The sequence below is a fragment of the Commensalibacter intestini A911 genome (assembly GCF_000231445.1).
GTDB classification, from domain to species: Bacteria; Pseudomonadota; Alphaproteobacteria; order Acetobacterales; family Acetobacteraceae; genus Commensalibacter; species Commensalibacter intestini.
On the sequence record NZ_AGFR01000009.1, the window covers coordinates 409,824 to 430,663 of the forward strand.

General features: G+C 36.8%; 24 protein-coding genes. 13 read left to right on the forward strand and 11 right to left on the reverse strand.

Features of this window, described 5'->3' with window-relative positions; all coding sequences use genetic code 11:
- Positions 1-69 precede the first annotated feature (69 nt).
- From CIN_RS09000 to CIN_RS09025, 6 genes are all read left to right on the forward strand, one after another.
- Positions 70-1,338, forward strand: a complete 1,269-nt coding sequence (locus tag CIN_RS09000) for a glycosyltransferase (RefSeq protein WP_008854775.1) — start codon at positions 70-72, stop codon at positions 1,336-1,338.
- Positions 1,335-2,222, forward strand: a complete 888-nt coding sequence (locus CIN_RS09005; protein ID WP_008854776.1) for a squalene/phytoene synthase family protein — start codon at positions 1,335-1,337, stop codon at positions 2,220-2,222. Before CIN_RS09000 ends, CIN_RS09005 begins: the two co-directional genes overlap by 4 nt.
- 144 nt (positions 2,223-2,366) lie before the next feature.
- Positions 2,367-3,263 (forward strand): presqualene diphosphate synthase HpnD, encoded by an 897-nt coding sequence (gene hpnD, locus CIN_RS09010; protein ID WP_008854777.1) that lies wholly within the window; start codon positions 2,367-2,369, stop codon positions 3,261-3,263.
- Positions 3,264-3,273: 10 nt separating this feature from the next.
- Complete coding sequence (hpnE, locus tag CIN_RS09015) at positions 3,274-4,578, forward strand: hydroxysqualene dehydroxylase HpnE (RefSeq protein ID WP_008854778.1); 1,305 nt, start codon at positions 3,274-3,276, stop codon at positions 4,576-4,578.
- An 85-nt stretch (positions 4,579-4,663) separates the two neighbouring features.
- Positions 4,664-6,628, forward strand: coding sequence for a squalene--hopene cyclase (gene shc, locus CIN_RS09020; protein WP_008854779.1), 1,965 nt, complete (start codon positions 4,664-4,666; stop codon positions 6,626-6,628).
- On the forward strand, positions 6,628-7,290 hold the full coding sequence (locus CIN_RS09025; protein ID WP_008854780.1) for a phosphorylase family protein: 663 nt from the start codon (positions 6,628-6,630) through the stop codon (positions 7,288-7,290). The genes shc and CIN_RS09025 overlap by 1 nt, the downstream gene beginning before the upstream one ends.
- A gap of 84 nt (positions 7,291-7,374) precedes the next feature.
- Here the strand turns inward: CIN_RS09025 and CIN_RS09030 are convergent, their stop codons facing one another.
- Together CIN_RS09030 and CIN_RS09035 are read right to left on the reverse strand one after the other, a co-directional pair.
- Positions 7,375-7,932, reverse strand: coding sequence for an LOG family protein (locus CIN_RS09030; RefSeq protein ID WP_008854781.1), 558 nt, complete (start codon positions 7,930-7,932; stop codon positions 7,375-7,377).
- Positions 7,933-7,953: 21 nt separating this feature from the next.
- Positions 7,954-9,171, reverse strand: a complete 1,218-nt coding sequence (locus tag CIN_RS09035; protein ID WP_040364244.1) for an MFS transporter — start codon at positions 9,169-9,171, stop codon at positions 7,954-7,956.
- 133 nt (positions 9,172-9,304) lie between these two features.
- On the opposite strand from CIN_RS09035, the gene CIN_RS09040 reads away from it, so the two are divergent.
- Positions 9,305-10,690 carry a M20/M25/M40 family metallo-hydrolase gene (locus CIN_RS09040; RefSeq protein ID WP_008854783.1) on the forward strand — a complete coding sequence of 462 codons (1,386 nt, stop codon included), beginning with the start codon at positions 9,305-9,307 and terminating at the stop codon, positions 10,688-10,690.
- Here the strand turns inward: CIN_RS09040 and CIN_RS09045 are convergent.
- Positions 10,685-11,428: a methylenetetrahydrofolate reductase gene (locus CIN_RS09045; RefSeq protein WP_008854784.1), complete on the reverse strand. Its 744-nt coding sequence runs from the start codon at positions 11,426-11,428 to the stop codon at positions 10,685-10,687. The two genes, CIN_RS09040 and CIN_RS09045, sit on opposite strands and share 6 nt — an antisense overlap.
- A gap of 120 nt (positions 11,429-11,548) precedes the next feature.
- Between CIN_RS09045 and CIN_RS09050 the strand changes: the two genes are divergently transcribed.
- Positions 11,549-12,043 (forward strand): lytic transglycosylase domain-containing protein, encoded by a 495-nt coding sequence (locus CIN_RS09050; protein WP_083813380.1) that lies wholly within the window; start codon positions 11,549-11,551, stop codon positions 12,041-12,043.
- Positions 12,044-12,288: 245 nt separating this feature from the next.
- Here CIN_RS09050 and CIN_RS11555 read toward each other — a convergent pair whose 3' ends face one another.
- The 6 genes from CIN_RS11555 to CIN_RS09080 form a co-directional block, all read right to left on the reverse strand.
- A complete protein-coding gene (locus tag CIN_RS11555; protein ID WP_008854786.1) occupies positions 12,289-12,780 on the reverse strand; it encodes a hypothetical protein in 492 nt (163 codons plus the stop codon).
- A gap of 177 nt (positions 12,781-12,957) precedes the next feature.
- Positions 12,958-13,842, reverse strand: coding sequence for a bifunctional methylenetetrahydrofolate dehydrogenase/methenyltetrahydrofolate cyclohydrolase FolD (folD, locus tag CIN_RS09060; RefSeq protein ID WP_008854787.1), 885 nt, complete (start codon positions 13,840-13,842; stop codon positions 12,958-12,960).
- A gap of 49 nt (positions 13,843-13,891) precedes the next feature.
- Complete coding sequence (locus CIN_RS09065) at positions 13,892-15,214, reverse strand: dicarboxylate/amino acid:cation symporter (protein ID WP_139016992.1); 1,323 nt, start codon at positions 15,212-15,214, stop codon at positions 13,892-13,894.
- Between the two features lie 73 nt (positions 15,215-15,287).
- Positions 15,288-15,872 carry an NUDIX domain-containing protein gene (locus tag CIN_RS09070; RefSeq protein ID WP_008854789.1) on the reverse strand — a complete coding sequence of 195 codons (585 nt, stop codon included), beginning with the start codon at positions 15,870-15,872 and terminating at the stop codon, positions 15,288-15,290.
- Positions 15,873-15,917: 45 nt separating this feature from the next.
- The gene (locus tag CIN_RS09075; RefSeq protein WP_040364245.1) at positions 15,918-16,436 is read right to left on the reverse strand and encodes a protein-export chaperone SecB; all 519 of its coding nucleotides are present in this window, start codon (positions 16,434-16,436) and stop codon (positions 15,918-15,920) included.
- 98 nt (positions 16,437-16,534) lie between these two features.
- Positions 16,535-16,825 carry a hypothetical protein gene (locus tag CIN_RS09080; RefSeq protein WP_008854791.1) on the reverse strand — a complete coding sequence of 97 codons (291 nt, stop codon included), beginning with the start codon at positions 16,823-16,825 and terminating at the stop codon, positions 16,535-16,537.
- 187 nt (positions 16,826-17,012) lie between these two features.
- Between CIN_RS09080 and CIN_RS09085 the strand changes: the two genes are divergently transcribed.
- From CIN_RS09085 to CIN_RS09100, 4 genes are read left to right on the forward strand one after another with little or no spacing between them, the layout of a single operon-like run.
- Positions 17,013-17,399: a lipopolysaccharide assembly protein LapA domain-containing protein gene (locus CIN_RS09085; protein WP_170314051.1), complete on the forward strand. Its 387-nt coding sequence runs from the start codon at positions 17,013-17,015 to the stop codon at positions 17,397-17,399.
- A gap of 17 nt (positions 17,400-17,416) precedes the next feature.
- Positions 17,417-18,121 (forward strand): orotidine-5'-phosphate decarboxylase, encoded by a 705-nt coding sequence (pyrF, locus tag CIN_RS09090; protein WP_008854793.1) that lies wholly within the window; start codon positions 17,417-17,419, stop codon positions 18,119-18,121.
- Positions 18,122-18,127: 6 nt separating this feature from the next.
- Entirely contained in the window at positions 18,128-18,772 is a 645-nt protein-coding gene (locus CIN_RS09095) for a phosphoribosylanthranilate isomerase (protein ID WP_008854794.1), read from the forward strand.
- A 31-nt stretch (positions 18,773-18,803) separates the two neighbouring features.
- Positions 18,804-19,067, forward strand: coding sequence for a MerR family transcriptional regulator (locus tag CIN_RS09100; RefSeq protein WP_211475715.1), 264 nt, complete (start codon positions 18,804-18,806; stop codon positions 19,065-19,067).
- 9 nt (positions 19,068-19,076) lie between these two features.
- Here the strand turns inward: CIN_RS09100 and CIN_RS09105 are convergent, their stop codons facing one another.
- Positions 19,077-19,850: an SDR family NAD(P)-dependent oxidoreductase gene (locus CIN_RS09105; protein ID WP_008854796.1), complete on the reverse strand. Its 774-nt coding sequence runs from the start codon at positions 19,848-19,850 to the stop codon at positions 19,077-19,079.
- 318 nt (positions 19,851-20,168) lie between these two features.
- Here CIN_RS09105 and CIN_RS09110 point away from each other — a divergent pair, with 318 nt between their 5' ends.
- Positions 20,169-20,534 (forward strand): heavy-metal-associated domain-containing protein, encoded by a 366-nt coding sequence (locus CIN_RS09110; protein ID WP_008854797.1) that lies wholly within the window; start codon positions 20,169-20,171, stop codon positions 20,532-20,534.
- A 61-nt stretch (positions 20,535-20,595) separates the two neighbouring features.
- Here the strand turns inward: CIN_RS09110 and CIN_RS09115 are convergent, their stop codons facing one another.
- Positions 20,596-20,787 carry a heavy-metal-associated domain-containing protein gene (locus tag CIN_RS09115; protein WP_008854798.1) on the reverse strand — a complete coding sequence of 64 codons (192 nt, stop codon included), beginning with the start codon at positions 20,785-20,787 and terminating at the stop codon, positions 20,596-20,598.
- Between the last annotated feature and the right edge of the window lie 53 nt (positions 20,788-20,840).

Sequence of the window (20,840 nt, forward strand, 5' to 3'; positions counted from 1 at the left end):
TGATTTAATGGATATCCTATTTATTAAAGTGATATCCAGATATTTAATGTAGTATTTAGAGAATTTAAGATGATGCTTATTGTTGCAGCTTGCTCATTTATCCTATGGATTGTGCTTTTTTTCTTTCATGGACGTTTTTGGCGTAGAGGTCCTATTCTTTATTCTATTCCAAAAACAACGTTAGAATCTATTAAAGAAAAATGGCCTGACGTTTACGTGATTATTCCTGCACGTGATGAAGCTGAAACAATAGAAAAAGTTACAAATTCTTTATTGCATCAGGATTATATGGGGCAATATAGAGTTCTAGTTGTTGATGATGGAAGCAGCGATAATACAGGTGGCATTATTCGGAATTATCGACAAACTTTGTCGCTTGAAGATCAGGAGCGTTTGGATGTTATCGAAACGTCAACCCGTCCAACGGGATGGAGTGGTAAGTTATGGGGCTTATCTACTGGCGTTGATTATATTAAACAACGATACTCAACGGAAAACGCATTTTTCTTTTTTACGGATGCAGATATTGATCATGAACTTTCTCATCTCTCTACATTAGTCTATAAAGCACAAAAAGATCAGTTGGATCAGGTTTCTGAAATGGTTCAATTGCGCTGTGAAAATATTTACGAAAAAGCATGTATTCCGGCCTTTGTTTATTTCTTTTGCATGTTGTATCCTTTTCCTTGTGTGAATAAAAAGAGCTCTAAAGTTGCTGCTGGAGCAGGCGGAACGGTGCTTATTCGTAGCAAGATGTTGAATAAAATCGGTGGTGTTGCATCACTAAAATCAGCATTAATTGATGATGTGACTTTGGCGACTTTGGTTAAGAAGCATGGTGGGAATATTTATCTTGGGCATAGTAGCCTTGCATCTTCTTTAAGACCTTATGATGAACTAAGCGATATTTGGAATATGATTACCAGAACAGCTTATGTGCAGTTACGTTATTCTGTTCCTTTTCTTTTATTAACGATTGCTCTTATGTCTTTTATGTGGTTTGTGCCTTTGATACAAATCTTCACAGCACAAGGGCTGGCACATAAACTGGCTGTTGTTGCTTATTGTATTTCTATTTGTTCTTTTATTCCAACTTTGTCACGTTTTCGTCTGTCGTTTTTATGGATTTTTGCGTTACCTTTTATTGCTTTATTTTATTTATTGGCAACGATTGGATCTGCGGTAAATTATTACCGTGGTAAAGGAATGATGTGGAAAGGTAGGGCTTATACTGCTCCTGCAATTGGGGATGGTAAAAAAGAATTGCATCTTCATTTACCAGATATGGTAAGCTCTGATAATATTCAACAAGCCAACATACAAAGAGATAGTGAATGACATCCGCTCAGCAAAGTAAATCGCATTTATATGATTCTTCTATTTGGGGAGAAGAGGATGTTTCCTCTGGAAAAGCCGCAAAAGATGAAAATTTTCCTGTGGGTTCTTTGCTGATTAGTCGTCAATTGAGGCCTCATGTCCAAGCCTATTATGATTTTGCACGAGTCATTGATGATATTGCTGATTCTGAAACACTGAGTGCCGAAGAAAAAATTAATCGCTTAAATGGAATGGAAGCTGTTGTATGTAAAGATGTTCCTGCACCAGATCGTTCTGATGTGTGGACTGCACGACATTTATATAATAGCTTTCTTGAAACTGGGGTTCCATTTGATACTGCAACTGATTTAATTATCGCTTTTCGTCAGGATGCTGTAAAAACACGTTATCAAACTTTAGAAGAGTTAACGCATTATTGTCGTTATTCTGCTAATCCTGTCGGACGGTTTTTATTGAGTTTACATAAAGAGGGACCAGATACGGTTCCTGCTTCTGATGCACTATGTACGTCTTTGCAGATTTTAAATCATTTGCAAGATTGTAAAACTGACCTAATTAAGTTGGATCGTTGTTATATCCCTTTGGATTTGATGCAAGAGCATCACGTGGTTGTTGAAGATTTACTTGCTGATAAAGCAAGCTTTGCATTACGAAAAATCTTTAATATATTGTTAGATTATGTTGATGCGTTGAATAAAGAAGCAGAAGATTTACCTCGTTTAACTCATGATCGACGCTTACGTTTAGAATCTGCTGTGATTGTTTATTTAGCTAAATTTTTAGCCCAGAGATTGCGGAATGAAGATCCTGTGGCAGGACGTGTGAAGTTAAGCAAAAAAGATGTAATTTTGTCAGTTTCGAAATCCTTTCGTTATTTTATGTAATATTATGTTATGTAGGATGCACAAAATTCGTTTGTATTTAATTTGTATAAAAAGATATATAGCTTAAGGTTGTATATTGATTTACAAATTGGTAGTTGTGACACTTGTTTATTGTGTCGTTAAAGAAAGGTCTGATCAGAAACTATGCGTAAGCCGTTAGCAGAAGCAGCACAGATTATCGGGTGCAGCGAACTTGATTTGACTTATGTAGAAGATATTGTGAACAGATCAAAGACTTCTTTTGCGGCAGGGATGCAAGTTTTGTCCCCAGAACGTCGTTATGGAATGTATGCTCTTTATAGCTTTTGTCGGATTGTTGACGATATTGCTGATGAAGAAGGTGAAGTTCCAACAAAGCATCGTTTATTACAAGAGTGGCGAGAGCGTTTATCTCGGTTATATGCTGGTCAGGAAGAGGATGCAGTTGACCGTGTATTAATGGCGACGATTCAGCGTTTTGATCTTAAGCAAAAAGACTTTGTTGATATTATTGAGGGCATGGAGATGGATATTGAACATCCAATTATTGCCCCTGATGAAAAAACGTTAGATCTATATTGTGACCGAGTTGCTTCCGCTGTGGGTCGTTTGGCTGTTTGTATTTTTGGTGATAGCTCTCAGGCAGCACAAGAGGTGGCTTATCATCTTGGCCGAGCTTTACAATTAACAAATATTCTAAGAGATATCGAAGAAGACGCTGAGCGTGGGCGTTTATATTTACCCAAAGAATTATTAGAACGGTTTCGCTTACCATTAGATCCCAAAGGATGTATTTCTAATCCTGATGTTGATCAAGTTTGTAATATTTTAGCTTATAGAGCTGCGGATCATTTTAAACTCGCACGTCAATTTATGGCGCAGTGTAATCAAAAAGCATTACTTCCTGCAAAAATTATGGCGATTACCTATGGGTTTATATTGTCTAAACAAAAAAAGGTAGGATGGAAGCCTCCTTTTAAGAGAGCATCGTTGTCTTTGCCTGAGAAAATTGCAGTGGCGGGCAGTGGGGTGTTCATGAATTTTATTGGATTGAAGAGATAGATATTTTGAGATGGTAAAAAAACATATTCATATTATTGGTGGTGGATTAGCAGGGCTTTCCGCCGCGGTTTCTTTATCTCAGAGATCTGATGCTCAGGTTATTTTATATGAGAGCAGTCCTTCTTTGGGGGGCAGAGCACGTTCTTTTTATGATACGCATTTAGAGAGAACCATTGATAATGGCAATCATTTGATTTTATCTGGAAATGATGCTGTTTTTAAATATTTGCGTTTGATCGATGCAACAAATAGCTTGATTGGGTCTGGATATCCTCTATTTCCATTTGTTGACTTGGAATTAGGAAAGCGTTGGGATTTATTGTTATCTAAAGGGCGTTTCCCTTGGTGGTTATTCCTTGCAAAACATCGTGTGCCAGATTTTAAATTTCCAGAATTATTTGCTTTATGGAAGTTATTAAAGGCAGATACACAACAAACGGTTGCGGATTGTTTGGTTAATGGACAGTTTGCCCGTCGCTTATTAAAACCTTTTGCTGTTTCTGCGCTGAATACCTCTTGTGATGCGGGCAGTGCTTTGTTACTAGGTTCTGTGATGCGTCAATCGTTGATGAAGGGGGGGAAAGCTTGTATTCCTTACTTCCCTAAAGAAGGATTATCTGAAACATTTGTCCAACCAGCGACATCTTTGATTGAATTACAAGGTGGTAAGATTCATTTGAAATCTCGTCTTTCAGAGTTACATGTTGAAGATGGTAAAATTGATTATTTTGTTATGAATAATAATAAAATAGAAGTTGGCTCTCAGGATACGGTTATTCTTGCATTAAGCGCGCATGTAGCGGAACAAATATTAGGGGCTGTTTGTCCAAAAGTTAAAGTGCCTAATCAATTTGAAAGTATTTTGAATCTACATTATGCCGTTGATCCAAATTTGCGGATTAAGGGCAGTGTTGATAAGGCAAAATTTGTTGGTGTTATTGGTGGTATCAGCGAATGGATTTTTGTAAAACCAGGTGTCATTTCTATTACGGTAAGTGCGGCTAATCGCTTTATTGGATGTCAATCTGAAAACCTGGCCGAGTTAATTTGGCAAGAAGTTAAAGAGGTTTTATCTCCTGTGGTAGAGACACCGTTACCTGAAGAAATTCCAAACTATCGTCTTTTATGGGAAAAACGCGCTAGTTTTGTGGCCACGGTTGAGCAAAACTATCGTCGCCCATCCTGTTATACGCCATATTATAATTTGTTCTTGGCTGGAGATTGGGTTGCTACAGGCCTTCCTGCAACGATTGAAGGTGCAATTCGTTCTGGGTTTAGTGCGGCAGATGCTGTTTTTGCTTCAAAACCTGATTAATAATCGATATGATTGCCGATGTTAAACGGATGAGAGATCTCTCAAAGACTTTGATATTGTATAAACAAAAAGGAAATATTTGACTATGCTTGACCATGTTGACTCTTTGGAAAATACGATAAAGGACGATGCATTAGATCATGCTATTCTACAAGCACAAAACGTCTTAGCCGGTCTTCAAAATGATGATGGACATTGGGTTTTTGAGTTAGAGGCCGATGCAACTATCCCTGCTGAGTATGTATTACTAGAACATTTTCTTGACCGTATCGATACAAAGTTAGAAGAAAAAATCGGTGTATATTTACGTCGAATTCAAGGGGATCATGGCGGTTGGCCACTTTATTATGGTGGTAAATTTGATATTTCAGCCTCTGTTAAAGCATATTTCGCATTAAAAGCAATTGGGGATGATGTTGATGCCCCTCATATGAAGCGCGCAAGAACTGCAATTTTAGCACATGGTGGCGCAGAAACTGCAAATGTTTTTACTCGTACACAATTGGCTTTATTTGGTGAAGTTCCTTGGCGCGCAACGCCTGCGATGCCTGTTGAATTAATGTTAATGCCAAAATGGGCGTTATTCTCAGTATGGAATATGTCCTATTGGTCTAGAACGGTTATTGCGCCTTTGGTTTTGTTGGTTTCATTAAAACCTCGTGCTGTTAATCGTCATAACATTCATGTTCAAGAGTTATTTGTAACCCATCCTGAACAAATTAAAGAATGGATTAAAGGGCCGTTTCGTTCTAACTGGGGATATTTATTTAAATATTTGGACAAAGTTGTTCGTCCAGTTGAAAAAATAATTCCAAAATTTTTCCGTCGTTATGCTCAAAAAAAAGCAATTGAGTTTATTAGAGAACGTCTCAATGGTGAAGATGGTTTGGGGGCGATTTATCCTGCGATGGCAAATACTGTGATGGGTTTCCGTTGCTTTGGTATTCCGGATAGTGATCCAAGAGCAGAGATTGCTTGGCAATCTGTTAAAAAATTATTAGTTATTAAAGATGATGAGGCTTATTGCCAACCTTGTGTGTCTCCGATTTGGGATACAGCGTTAACAGGGCATGCAATGATTGAAACGGCTTCTGGTGTTCGTGCTGTAGATCGTGAAAAAACGATGGAAAAGCTTGCTAAGGCAACAGAATGGTTGAAAGATCGTCAAATCTTGGATGTCAAAGGTGATTGGGCAATTAACTGTCCAGACGTGGCTCCTGGTGGTTGGGCTTTCCAATATCGTAATGATTATTACCCTGATGTTGATGACACTGCGGTTGTTGGAATGCTACTTCATAGAGAGGGTAAGCCTGAATATAAAGAATCAATAGAGCGTGCGCGTCAATGGATTATTGGAATGCAAAGTTCCAATGGTGGTTGGGGAGCATTTGATATTGATAATAACAAAATGCTTTTAAATCATATTCCATTCTCTGATCATGGTGCGCTGCTTGATCCACCAACAGTTGATGTGGCAGCACGATGTATTTCTTTCTTGGCACAGTTAGGACATCCAGAAGATAAGCCTGTTATTGATCGAGGTATCCAATATCTTCGTGATGAACAAGAGAAATGTGGTGCATGGTTTGGTCGCTGGGGAACAAATTATATCTATGGCACTTGGTCTGCATTATGTGCATTTAATGCTGTTGGAATTTCAGATCAAGATCCTGCAGTTCAAAAGGCTGTGGATTGGTTAACTTGCGTTCAGCGTCCTGATGGTGGGTGGGGTGAAAGTGAAGAGTCTTACGAGGGGGGCACTCCTGGTCAATATCATACCAGTCTTCCTTCTCAAACAGCTTGGGCACTATTGGGGTTAATGGCTGCAAAGCAGCATAAACATCCAGCTGTGCAAAAAGGTATTCGTTGGCTGATGGAAACTCAAGAAACAGATGGTCAATGGGCTGAAGATCCTTATAATGCAGTCGGTTTTCCAAGAGTATTCTATTTGCGTTATCATGGATATCGTCAGTTCTTTCCGTTATTTGCGTTATCTCGTTATCGCAATTTACAATCCAGTAATACTGGTAAAGTTGAGGTAGGTTTTTAATGCAACGTATTGGTGTTTTGGTTGGAATGCAATCAGAGGCGAAGCTAGCTCGTCACTTATATCCAGCGGCGATTGAGGCTAGTGGAGCTACTAAAGAAGGAGCTAAAGCAGCATTAAATCGTTTAATTGCTGCGAATGTGACGTCTATTGTTTCTTTTGGATTTGCAGCTGGATTGGATCCATTGATCAAAGCAGGTACGATTTTACTTCCGAACGTCATTCATGTAGAGGATAAGGATTATATTTCAGATCCAGCATTACGGTTAAAGCTTGGGTCTGAAAGATCTAAAGTAAGGCTAGGTGCTTTGCTTCATAGTGATGAGATTATTACGTCAGCTGCTGAAAAACAAAAGCTTTTTGAGCAGACAGGTTGTGTTTCTGTGGATATGGAAAGTGGTATTGTTGCGAAATACTGTCATGAACACAATATTCCTTTTGCTGTATTAAGAGTGGTTTGTGATTCAGCATCGAGAGATCTTCCACCTCTTGCTTGTATGGCATTATCTCATGATGGAAAATTAAATACATCTAAAATGATCAGAAATCTTTTGACCAATCCAGCTCAGATTTCTAGCCTTATTAAACTAGGGGTTGATGCAGGAATTGCGCATCGGCAGTTAAATAACTTTGTGAATAATCAGAGTTTATTTCAAGCAATTTAAGTCTATAATACTTTGCTTATTAATATAATAAATGGAATCACAATCTATTATTAATATAGATTGTGATTTTTAGTTTTTTAGTCCTTATACAAGCACTTCTTTTAAGCGGTTTAGTGTGCTTGGAACATCGTCAATAATTTCAAATAATTCTAAAATACTAGAATCAGCAAAATCTTGCTCAACAATGATGTGGAGTTGTTTAATGACAATTTCTGCCCAATTGTCGATATTTACAATAATAATTGGTTTGTTATGCAGTTGTAGATGTTTCCAAGTGAGGATTTCAAAGAACTCATCAAATGTTCCAATTCCACCAGGTAGACAAAGAAAAGCATCCGCTTCGTTATAAAGTATTTGCTTACGGGTATGCATATCTTCTGTAATAATTAAGTCTGTTAAGCGAGAATGCTCACCTTCTTTTTTCTGTAAGAATTTAGGGATAATTCCTTTTACCGCACCGTTTAGATCAATCATTGTATTAGAGATTTCTCCCATAATACCAACATTTCCTCCTCCAAATACGAGGCGTAGATTATGTTGAACTAATCCAGTACCAAGGTCTTTGGCAGTTTGTTGATATACAGGTTTATTTCCAAGACGAGAGCCACAGAAAACGGTAACAGAATGTGTATATTTAGACATTAATTTTAAACTTTTATAATATTAATTAGGTGTAACTATTGTACGATGTTTTGATTGATAATGCAAAATTGAGGTTAGGATAATCCCTGCACATGTAAAAACAGCAGAGCTTAGGAATAACCAGTAATATCCCCAATGTAAATGAATAAAGCCTAATAAAGGGCCTGCAATAAAGAGTGCGATATCCAGGAATAAAGAGAAGAATGCTAAAGCAGAACCTCTATTTTCTGCACCGACTGTAGAAATAGCGATGATGCCTAATGCAGGATACATCAAAGAAAATCCACATCCTGTTAATCCAGCACCAATGTAGGTTCCAATGATAGAGTGCGTAAAAGCAATTAGGCATAATCCAAAGGTTTCAACGCAGAGTGATACGATGGCGACAATATACCCACCATATCGATCGATAGAGCTTTTAAAGATAAAGCGTATAAGAACAAAACATCCGCCGAAGAGGGAAATCGCGTATGCTGAACCATTCCAGTTATTAAATACAAAGTATAAAGCCATGAAGGCTTGAATGCTACCAAAGCCGATTGTGGCTAACCCAAGACCTGCACCTGTTGGTAAAACACGCATAAAGACTTTAGTGAACGAAAGGCGTGGTTCACTGGATGGAGTGGGGGGAATGTTCTGATAAGTGGAGGCCAGTAAAGCACCAGCAGCAGCAAGAATGGTCGTTAAAATAGCAATGCTATTTAAGCCTCCCCAAAAACCGGGTAATCTAGAAAGAAAAATGCCTAAAGGAGCACCAATGGCCATGCCTCCATAAGAAGTCACACCATTCCAAGAAATGACTTGAGTTGCGTTTTCGACGCCTACGCGACTAATATTCCAAAGGTTCGTTCCTGTTGATGCCCAGCTTTCTGATGCCCCCATACAAAAACGCCCAAGAATAATAATAAAAAGGGCTGTAAGTGGTTGTGCAATAAAGAAAGAAGAGCCGAGTGTAAATAATCCTCCACAAGCGCTAACAATTAAACCGATGACAACAGAGCTTTTGGCGCCTTTTGTATCAATCCATTTGCCTGCCCCGGGTCTACTGAGAAATGTTCCAATATAAGCAATCGAAACAGCCATACCTGCGACTACGGAATTATAGCCGAGTTGTTGGTGTACATATAATGGAACTGCAGCAAAAGGCATACCAACATTAATATAACAAATGAGGTTAAAAATAACGGCGGCAAGGATCTTCGTAGTAACAGGGCTAGGTTTTAGATGATTTATAGGCATCGTATCAGAACAATTCTTTGATTGGATAAAAGAGTGACATATGAAATAGTTAGCATAGATAATTATTTATATTTCAATAAAATATATGTTTTTGATGATAAAATGATTGCACGTATAAGGAAAGGAAAAAATTGTGGAAAGCATTTTAAAAGATATTGATCAAGGATTACCTCAATCTTTAGAAAGATTATTTGAGCTATTACGAATTCCGAGTATTTCGGCAGACCCTGATTATGCACATGAATGTCGTCATGCAGCAAATTGGTTAAAAGAATATTTAGAAACTTTCAATTTTACGACACAGATTTGTGAAACAGAAGGGCATCCGATTATATTGGCTCAAGAGTTGTCAGCTACAGATGCGCCACATATTTTATTTTATGGTCATTATGATGTGCAGCCTGTTGATCCCTTAGAGTTATGGCATACCCCTCCTTTTGAACCTGCGATTATCAAAGATGCTTCAGGGTGCGATGTTATTCATGGACGAGGATCTTCTGATGATAAAGGACAAATCTTAACGTTCTTAGAAGCCTGTCGTGCAATTTATAATCAAACAGGACAACTTCCTGTGCGTGTGACGGTTATTTTAGAAGGCGAAGAAGAAAGTGGTGGAGAGCATCTACCAGGCTTTTTAGAAGCACAAAAGAATTCTCTTCATCCAGATATGGCGTTTATTTGTGATACAGATATGGCAACGCCAGATGTTCCCGCGATTACAGCGATGGTGCGTGGTTTAGTAGGGGAAGAGGTCACTATTTATGCTGCGAATAGAGATTTACATTCTGGGTTATATGGGAATGCGGCACGCAACTCTATTCAAGTATTATCGGAAATGATTACTGCGCTGCGAGATGGTCAAGGGCGTGTCACTGTTCCAGAATTCTATGAAGGTGTTCCGCATATTCCTGAAGAGATTAAGTCTAAATGGCAAGAGATCGGAAAAACAGATGAAGCACTCTTATCCCCGATTGGGTTAAAAGAGGCTGCTGGAGAAAAAGCTTTTAAAGCTGTAGAGCAAACTTGGTGTCGGCCATCTTGTGAAATTAATGGGATTAGTGGTGGATATGAAGGGGCAGGATTTAAAACGGTTATTCCCGCAAAAGCTTCAGCAAAGATTTCTTTTCGATTGGTTGGGCAACAAGATCCTTTGAAAATCAGAAAGAATTTTCGTGAATTTGTGAAGTCCTTTATTCCTCAAGATTGTCGCGTTGAGTTTGAATCTCATGGTGCTTCTAGAGCAGGGATGGTGTCATTGGATGGCCCTGTTCTAGGAACTGTTTGTGACGCTTTACGAGATGAATGGCATTGTGAAACGGCTATTGTTGGCAGTGGAGGGGCTATTCCTGTTGTGAATGATTTACAACGCGTCTTTGGAATCGAGTCTTTTTTGGTTGGATTTGCAAATGTAGATGATTGTATTCATTCCCCGAATGAAAAATATAACCTTCGTTCATTTCATAAGGGGATACGTTCTTGGGTAAGAATTTTATATGCGTTACAAACTGTAAAACTATAAAAATACTTCGAGTAAAGGGGGTAAATATTTTTCAAGTTTTACCCGTAGTGGCATTAAGTAAGTATTGCTATTTGTTTGTTTAATAAGGTTTAACGCACGCTTTGCGAAAGCAATATTTGCTTCTAAGGTTGGTTCAAACTGTTGAGGAAAAATGACATTGTTGGTAACTTCCCAATAAGATTTCGATCTTGGACCAACCACAGGAGATAGCCCCCAAAATACGTTTTTATCGTGAAGCCAATCCATACAAACCTCTAGTAATTTTTCGTCAAAAATAGGTTGAGTAAAGAAGCCCTTTGCCCCAGCGGCTTCTTTGGACTGAATATGTTCTAGCTCCTCTTTAGGGGAGCGACGATAAGGATCAAAAGCAGCATATAATGTTAAATGAGGCAGCTCTTTTTGATAACGACGTAGGATAGTTTCTGTTGTATTGGGATAGGTGATTTTGTGTAAATCAGCAGGAGGATCCCCTTGAATGACTAAAACTTCTTTAAGGTTCTTTTGGTTATATCCAGGCAAAGGGGCATTAGGATCAATATCGATTGCTCTGACATGAGGAATGGTATTTGGATATAAAGGATAAGTAATATCAAAAGCTTCCCAACTATGTAAAGGAAAGCGCATTAGGTCTGGAATATTAATTGTATTAGCGACAGGAAAATATTCTTTGATATTTTGCATATCGGTAATAAGGTTTTGTTTATCTCTAGGGATAAGCTCGATTGAGATACGTGTCATTTTTTATCCTTTATTGTTTGATTTATAGTATAAAGGTTTGTAATTGACTGCAAGTCACTCTAATCAAGTTTATTTTATAGATTTCATAATGATAAAAAATTATTGAAATAGGTTGTTCTTATGGTTGTTCCGTATCTTCAGTGTATGATGATGGTTTCTACTTTTCATCATTTACCTCCCAATGTTTTGCCATCAATACAGCGTGTTGAAGGGGGGAGGCCAGGTCTTGTTTCTAATAATAAAAACGGAACACAAGATTTGGGGGTAATGCAGATTAATACACGATGGATTGAACCATTGCAAAGAACGACTCATGAAGCTGGAGATGTGATTTATAAAAGATTACAAAATGATAGTTGCTATAATATTGCGGTCGCAGGCGCAATTATGAAGCTTTATTTACGTGAGACAAATGGAAATTTAATGCAGGCGATTGGGAATTATCATTCCCATACACCTTATTTTAATAATCAATATCAGCTACGAATTATCCAGGCATCTTATAAAACAAACTCGACTTCTGCTTCTTTAGGAGATCGTTTGTCTCCTTATCAAAGACGCCTACTAAAAGCAAAACAAAGGTCTAATAAACATCACTATCGCAAAAGATCATAATGATCGCGTTGCTTCTAGTAACAAATCATTAAGATTTAACTTTTTTTCTTTTTTGTACAAGAGTCGATGTCTTTGTTTGAGAAATTGGTTTTTCAATTACTTTTTTATTTTTTGTTGCAGTTGAACTATCGTCTTTTGTAGCTACTTTAATATCGATCTTATCTAAAGAATGATCATTCCCTTTAGTAGTTGGAGGGTTAACTTTTTTAATATTTTTTGTAATGACTTTAGGCTCTGCACTATCTTTAGTATTGTTTAAGGCTGTGTCGCTTTTTTTTGTACTTTTTTTTGTACTTTTTTTTCGCTATTTCAGATTTTTGAGGTGCAGCAACAGCGTCTTTTTTTATAATTTTACTAGTTGTTTCTTTTGCTTTGTTTGTGTTTTCTTCAACGATTATATCGTGCTTTTCAATAGTAATTTCTGTTTCATCCTCATCAAGAAAGACTTCAAACGTTATCGGAGGTAATGGAGATTCGTGAGGAGAGCGAGGTAATCTACCTTCTGATGCACCATATAAAATATAGTGAATAAAAGGATTTAAATGACATTCTGCGATATCTGTATAAGTGCTTAAGTAAAATTTGGTGTTAAAAAAACGATTAGGATTGCGTCCTTCTTTGTAACCAAAAGATAAATAATGTTCTAAAGGATCACAATTTGCAAGTGTAACATCTTGATAGGTTGCAAGATACCAAGCAGAGTCAAATAAAAGAGATAGAGTTTCGATTTCAGACATTGGTGTTATTGATCCATTTGTATTTTTTAATTGTAATAAAATATTTTGTTAGGCTCAAAAAACATAACAAATCGTTTTGTTTTTTTAATATAATAGTCTTTTCATTAAATAGATAGTTGTAACGATCTCGTTTTACAAGGCTTATGATCTTATTTCAGTTAAGTTTCTAAATAAAATTTATATTGATAGATGTTTTTTTGTTGCGCATAGGGTGTTATGTAATAAGCAAGATATTGTAATCGGCCCTACGCCGCCTGGTACAGGGGTAATTTTACTTGCAATACCTAGGGCTTCTTGGAAAGCAACATCTCCTACCAATTTTATTTTCTTATCATCAGAAATAATACGGTTAATACCTACATCAATAATAATAGCACCTTTTTTAATCCAAGATCCTTTTACGAGTTCTCTGCATCCTGTCGCTACAATGATAATATCAGCTTGTTTGGCTAGCTCAGCAGTATTACGTGTATCAATATGCGCAATTGTTACTGTGCATCCTTGGTTTAAAAGTAATTGTGCCATGGGTTTTCCCATGAGGTTGGAGGCGCCTATAACTAACGCATTCAATCCGCGTAAATTAGGGACTTCCTGTTGTAGTAATAGTAGACAGCCTAAAGGTGTGCATGGAATAAAACCATCCATATGCCCGAGTGCTAATTTGCCAGCATTATAAGCTGTTAACCCATCAACATCTTTTTCAGGACGAATAGCTTGAATAATGGGATCTGCAACTAGATGTTTAGGTAAGGGAAGTTGTACTAGAATACCATGAATATCAGGATCGTTATTAAGTCTTTGAATTAAAGATAGCAACTCTTGTTGTGTTGTGGTTTCTGGTAACAAGTGCATAAAAGAACGCATGCCAACTTTATGTGTTTGTTTTGTTTTATTACGCACATAAACTTCGCTTGCCGGATCGTTGCCAACTAGAATAACAGCAAGTCCAGGAGTAATGCCTGTGGTTTTTTGTAGTTCTGCAACTTCTTCAGTTACTTTCTGTGTCATACGTTCGGCAAATGCCTTACCATCAATCAGTTGTGTTTCGATAGGTGTATTCATTATTCTTAGTCTCTATATTCAATTAACAAATAGTATGCTTAAGAAAGTTTTATACGATCGTTTTGTCTTTCTTTTTTTCTTTTTTTGTTTCTGCTTTTTGATCCCATTCATCAGCAATTGCGGCAACAATACCATTTCCTAAAACACTTGTTGCCGTTCTAGCCATATCAAGGAATTGATCAACAGCGATGATTAATGTCATTCCTGATGCAGGAATGCCAAAACCAGGCATAACAGATTGCAACATAACAGTTGATGCTCTTGGAACGCCCGCAATTCCTTTGCTACTAATCATCATGACAAGCAGCATCATAATCTGTTTATCCCAAGGCATATCAATATGATAGATTTGCGCAATGAATAAAGCTGCAAAAGAAAGGAATACCATCGTTCCACAGAGGTTAAATGTATATCCTAGAGGTAAAACAAATCCAGATATTTTTGGTGAAATTCCAAATTTTGTGAGTTGTTCGAGAGAACGTGGATATGCAGATTCACTACTTGCTGTTGCAAATCCAATCATAACAGGCTCAGAGATATAAGATAACAGAGGAAAGATTTTCTTGCCTATGACTAAATATCCAGTACCAATAAGTAGGCTCCACATAATAAGTACAAGAATGTAAAACTCTGCAATAAATATTCCATATTGTGGAATAATTTGTATGCCATTTTTTGTTGAAATTGATAGTAGAGAAGAAAAAACAACCAAAGGAACAATTTTCATAACCATGTCGGTAATATTCAACATAACTTTGGCTAAAGTATCAATACCATCACGTAGAACTTGAGCTGTTTTCCCTGGGATTTTTGCTAAAGCTAATCCAAAGAAAAGTGAAAAAACAACAACTTGTATGATTTTATCATTTTTGATCATGGCTCCGATAATACTATCTGGTACAATGTCGATAATAAAATGAATAATATCAAAATGATAGTTTGAATGTACCTCAGTAATAGGAGGAGGGTTTTCCATAAATCCAATGCCAGGTTTAACAATATTAGCATAAACCATCCCTACAGCCAAAGAAACAAAAGAGGCTGCAATAAACCATAAAACGACTCTGATTCCAATACGTTTAAAAGTGCTTGTATCTTGGACGTTACTGATGCCTGAAATTAAAGTGGCTAGAACAAGAGGGCCAACGATCATACTGATTAATCGTAAGAAAATCTTGACGACCAAATCGGCAGAAGTTGTTACAAAAGTTGCCAGATTTGTTGTTTTAGTAATATTAATACTATAACCGTAATTATGGAAGATAATACCCAAAATAAGCCCAGATATCATCGCAATTCCGATAACGAGGGTATGCCTTAAAAGAGAATTGGATGAAGATATTGGGGTTTGTTCAACCTGTTCTGATGCCATACGGAAATATTCCCTCGTTAATTATGGTTTTTTTATGAAAGATTATAGTTTTAAAAAACTATAGGTAACTGTGTCAAACTAATTTTTTGCTACGCAACAAACAAAATGCTGCGATTGAAACCATACAGGTCACTTCACCTGTTTCAATCATCTTTTCAAATTGCGCCAATGGTACCGTATGGCAAGTCATATTTTGCTCAGTAGCTTCACGATTGGTTGAATGTTGGGTTAGATTTGTTGCGAGGAATACATGTCCTTTTTGTGTGGAGTAACCAGCACCTTGATAAAAACTACCTGCACGAATAAGTGTTTTAGCACGTAGTCCGGTTTCTTCTTCCAGTTCTCCTGCAGCCACCATTTCTGGAGTTGCATCAGGTTTTAACTCCCACATGCCCATAGGAAGTTCCCACATAAATTCACCTACAGGATATCGATATTGTCGAATGAGAGTGACCGTTTGGGTATTTTCATCTTGGCCAAGAGGGAGAATAACAGCAAACTCGTTACGCTCTACAACTCCAAACATACCGTCTAAGTTGTTGGGATATTTGATAATATCTTCACGAATTTTTAACCAACGATTTTCGTAAGCAATCCGTGACGAGATAGGAGTGATCCCGCCAGCATCGGGTTGACCAATAATTTTCTTTGCTGTCATAATTCAAATATCCTGTATGCTGAAAGTGAAATAGAAAAGAAAGATTTATTTTGTATCAGGATTGATATCAATTTCTGTAATATTTTGGTTTTCTTGTCTTTTTTCTTTCCACATTGTTGCAAAATCAATACGCTGTAAAATAACAGGGGGTAAATTTGCTTCGCGAGTGATGTTTAAAATGACATTTCTAATTTCAGGGAAGAGTAAATCTGGTGTGTGAACCATTAATAATTCTTCTAAATTGGAAGTCTCCAATGTTGGAAAGCTAATCAAAGCAGCATATTGCAAAGTTAAATTAAAAATCACTTTTGCTTTTTCATCATTATTAGGAGGAGCTGTCGTGCTAATACAAGCAATAAACACAGTTACATCAAAATTAGGTTCTCCCTCAATCATTTGTTGTGCATTCACATCAACAGTGACTGTGAGACTAGGGGAAGATGGCATGGTTTTAAAAATATGAGGGGCATCAGGAATTTTAAGACTGATGTCCTTAATATACTGAGTATTTAAACTGAGATTTGATAATTTTGTTGGTTCAATTAACTGTTCGTTTTCAGACATTTTCATTTTTCTCATTAATTATAATAGAGTGGTATAAACTGTTCTCAATAAGCTTATATAGCAAGAATTGAAAAGAATATGAAATTAAAGAATTCATTTTAGTAAAATTTTGTTTGAAGGAGAAACCCTAAAGCTGGTGAAGGTTTCCAATTTTTAGGGAGCTCTGATCGATGTACAGTCGTGATAAAATACTCGGGTATTGGTTGTTTATTGCTAATTAAAAGCTGTTTATAAGCTTGCACTTCTTTTTCTCGCCATAAGCAATCTTCTATAGCTTGCTGATGCGAGCTATAAATGTTTGTAATATATCTTTTGCCTTTTAAATAGAAAGCAGTAGCCCATAGTTTATTTGTGCTGATTGTTTTTTTTAATGGGATAATTGTGCTCATTTTTTAAAATCTTTACTTTAATTTATTGGCAACAGGACTTGAAACGCCTCAGAAAATAATATTCTTTACTGCTAATTTTATATTAAAAAATGCTTTTGATATAAAAATTCTTACTCTATGTCTTGAAATATACTATATACTATTATGCAAGCGACACTTAAATTTAATGATTAAGGAGAATTTTTACGTGCTGCGTCTAATAATTGTTGTACCGTTTCTAGCGGTTTTGGGTATTTTTTTCTTCAAGAATGAAGAGTTATACGCAATGAGCTTCCCTTTCTTCAGCTGGCAAATGTCTGTTGGCTTTTTTGCTGTGCTGGTTGGGTTGGCTTCTTTTGTAATCGGTGCTTTGACGGTTTCTATTGCTTTGGTAAAACAATGGCGCAAGGTAAGGAAAGCAAATAAGCAAGTACAGGATTTAGAAAAGAAATTAAATGAGTTGCGTGAGCAATATATTAGTTTGACTCAAACTTCTGCTTCTACAGTGCCTGCGGCTGTTAATATTCCTGTTCAGGAACCTGTGACAGTTATTGGAAATTCTGCTGAGGCAGATGCTGCAAAAGCACTGACATAAAGCAGTATAGTAAGATTATGGTTAAAAATACAGGATTGATCCTTGCGTTGGATACGAAGGATCCTGCTCAAGCAGAGCAATGGGCAAAGATTGCTGATGCTACTGGGCAAATGATTAAAATAGGTATGGAATTTACTTATGCCTGTGGCTTTGATGCTGTTGCTCGTCTGGCTCAGGGTAGAAAGATTTTTTTAGATCTTAAACTGCATGATATTCCTAATACAGTTGCTTCAGCAATTGCGAGTTTGGCATCTGTAAAACCTGCGATGTTAACGATCCATGCTTTGGGTGGTAAGGATATGATTGCTGCTGCACGAAAATCGGTAGATGCAAATTTCCTAAGTGGTCAGAAACCGATTTTACTGGCGGTGACTGTGTTGACCAGTATGAATCAAGAGAACTTAAATTCTATTGGTATCTCAGTGACACCTTTAGAGCAGGTTTTACTTCTTGGGAAAATGGCACTCGCGGCAGGAGCTGATGGTTTAGTATGTTCTCCACAGGAAGTTGCTTACTTACGGGAACATTTAGGCGAGGATGTTGTTTTAGTTGTGCCTGGTATTCGGATGCAAGATGCGGTTGCAGATGATCAACAAAGAGTAATGACACCAGCACAAGCACGTCAAGCAGGAGCCAGCTGGGTTGTGGTAGGTCGTCCTATTACCAAAGCTGTTGATCCAGAAGCAATGGCCAAACATATTGTGCAGGAATTACAAGGGTAAAGAGCTGTGACAGCGATTAAGATTTGTGGTGTCAAAGAAACTCATACTTATGATTTATTAGCTGAACTTAAAGTGGATTGGGTGGGACTTGTTTTTTATCCACCTTCTCCACGTTATATTACGATAGATCAAGCTCGTCAGTTACCTGATTATAAAAACCAAGGATTATTAAGAGTTGGTTTGTTTGTAAAGCCAACGCTTGATGATATTAAAGCGGTTCTTGATAAGGTAAATCTGGATATATTGCAGCTTTATACATCCCTTGAGACTGCACAAATAATTCGAGATGAATTTGGTATTCCCGTTTGGTTAGCAAAAGGTGTTCAAACAATCTCTGATTTACCAACAAATTGTTCTGTTGATGGGTTGGTTATTGAAGCGCCGTCTAATCAGTCAGATTTACGTCCTGGAGGGAATGGTCGAACCTTTGATTGGCAATTAACTTCTGGTTGGCATTCTCCAAAACCTTGGCTGCTAGCAGGTGGTTTAACGTCAGAGAATGTAACGCAAGCCATTCAACAGTCAGGTGCTAAGGCGGTGGATGTATCTTCTGGAGTAGAGCGTCAAAAAGGAGAGAAAGATACTGCGTTAATTAAGCAGTTTGTCGAGAGTATTCGTCGTTTGGATCGGTCAAGTCAACCATATGAGTAAAAACAATCTTAATTATTCTTATATGGATTTTTTGTCTAAGGTTATTGTCGGAATTCATGAAGTTTCAACAATAACCAATATTCCTGTTCGTAAATTACGTTATTGGGAGGAAAAAGGAATCATCCAAGCTGTTGATCCTACAGCGAAATCTCGTCAGTTTAATTTGGCAAATATAAAAAAAATCATTCTAGTCCAAGAGCTTTTAGATGACGGTTATAGTTTAGATGGTGCTGCAAGGAAAGTAGAGGATCGAATTGCAAAGTTAGATTCTCTAATGAGTCTCATAGAAATATAATTTTGTGTTTTAGTTCGTTGTTAGGCCACCATCTACTTTAAATATCGTGCTTGTTATCCACTGTGCATCTTCAGAAGCAAGGAAAGCAGCTGCTTTTCCAATATCTTCGGGAGCCCCTATTTTTTCTAAAGGATAGACATCTTTAATCATCTTATAAAAATTATTCTGTTGATGGGTGGATAATAGTTGTAAGTTGTTGTTTAACTGTTCGGTAGAAACACTGCCAGGGGCAATGGCATTCACGCGCACTCCTAAATGTCCAATTTCAAATGCTAAAGATTTTGTAAACGAATTTAATGCACCTTTTGTTAAAGAGTAGGCAGTTGTTGTTCGCTCAGGAAGCATTCTTTCTGCAAAATAAGATGAAATATTAATGATATTTCCTTTGGTTTTTATAAGGGAAGGGAGTAAGGCTTGGGTTAATAAATACGGTGTTTTGACGTTCAAATTTAAATGTAAATCAAGTAAAGCTTCATCAGTTTCAATAAATGGTTTGAATTGTCCAATTCCAGCATTATGGATCAGCACATCAATTTGTGGCGTTAGTGATATAATTTGTTGGCTAATTGTTGGAATATTATGGAGATTGGATAAATCGGCTGAGATGATTTGAACAGAAGAATGATCGTTGGTTAATTCTCTTTGTATATTGAGTAACTTTGTTTTGTTACGACCAATCAAGATGAGGTTAGCTTTTTTTTGAGCAAATACTCTGGCAATTCCAAGACCAATCCCGTCGCTACCTCCTGTGATAATAATATTTTTATTTTTAAAATATGACATATGTTTTCCTTGTTATAATTGTTATTAACATACAATTAATTTATTTTAAATTCAAATTTTGTAGTTTAACTACATTTAAGATAATGCATCATCAAGAGCCTCTTAAAACTTTCTGTGTTATGTGAGAATAACAATAATCTGTATATATGCGATCATGTGGTTTGTTCTTATACTCATGTATTAATAGGATGAGTTTTTTGTCGATTGTAAAATTATAGAGATGCTCTGTGCGTTTTATGTAAGGCATGTTACAAGGACACAGCATTCATGCAAGAGTTTGTTTAAATAATAGGTAATTTTGGTTTTATAAGGAGCAATATGATGCCGAAAACTCTTAACAGCCCATCAAAAGCGATTGAGTTTTTTATTGAAAATAAAAACTCAGAAACGAGTTTACAGGATATGGATACATTCATAAAAAATTTAGATGGCGTTAAGTCTGCTGAAGTTAATCTATCAACAGGGCAAACAAAAATTACTTTAAACGAAGACTCTGTATTTGATCAAAAGCTAATAGAAATACAAAGAATGATTTTCCAAAAAGGTTACGAAGTTAAAGCGAAAAATACAAATGCGATTCAAGCATATTTATTTTTTGGAACGATGGTGTTGGGCTTTTTAGTCGTAGCTGTTGTGATGACTCTGTTTTATTATTACGGGTCTTCTTTGCCATCTTTGGTGTAATAGATATTATAGAGTTAAATAAAAAAAGCCTCCTACTATAAATGTAAGAGGCTTTTTTTATTTAGACTAATTCATAGCCCTCTTCTTCGATAGCAGCTTTGATTGCTGCATGATCTGGATTGCCTTTTACAGTCACTGTTTTTGCTTCTAAATTAACCGTTGCTTCATCAACATTGGCTAAAGCTTCAACAGCTTCTTTGACTGCCTTTGCACAATGTTGGCAGGTCATTCCTTCGACTTTAAACGTTTGCATGATATGATACTCCTAAATAAGATTTGTTGTATTATGTGATAATGATAATTATT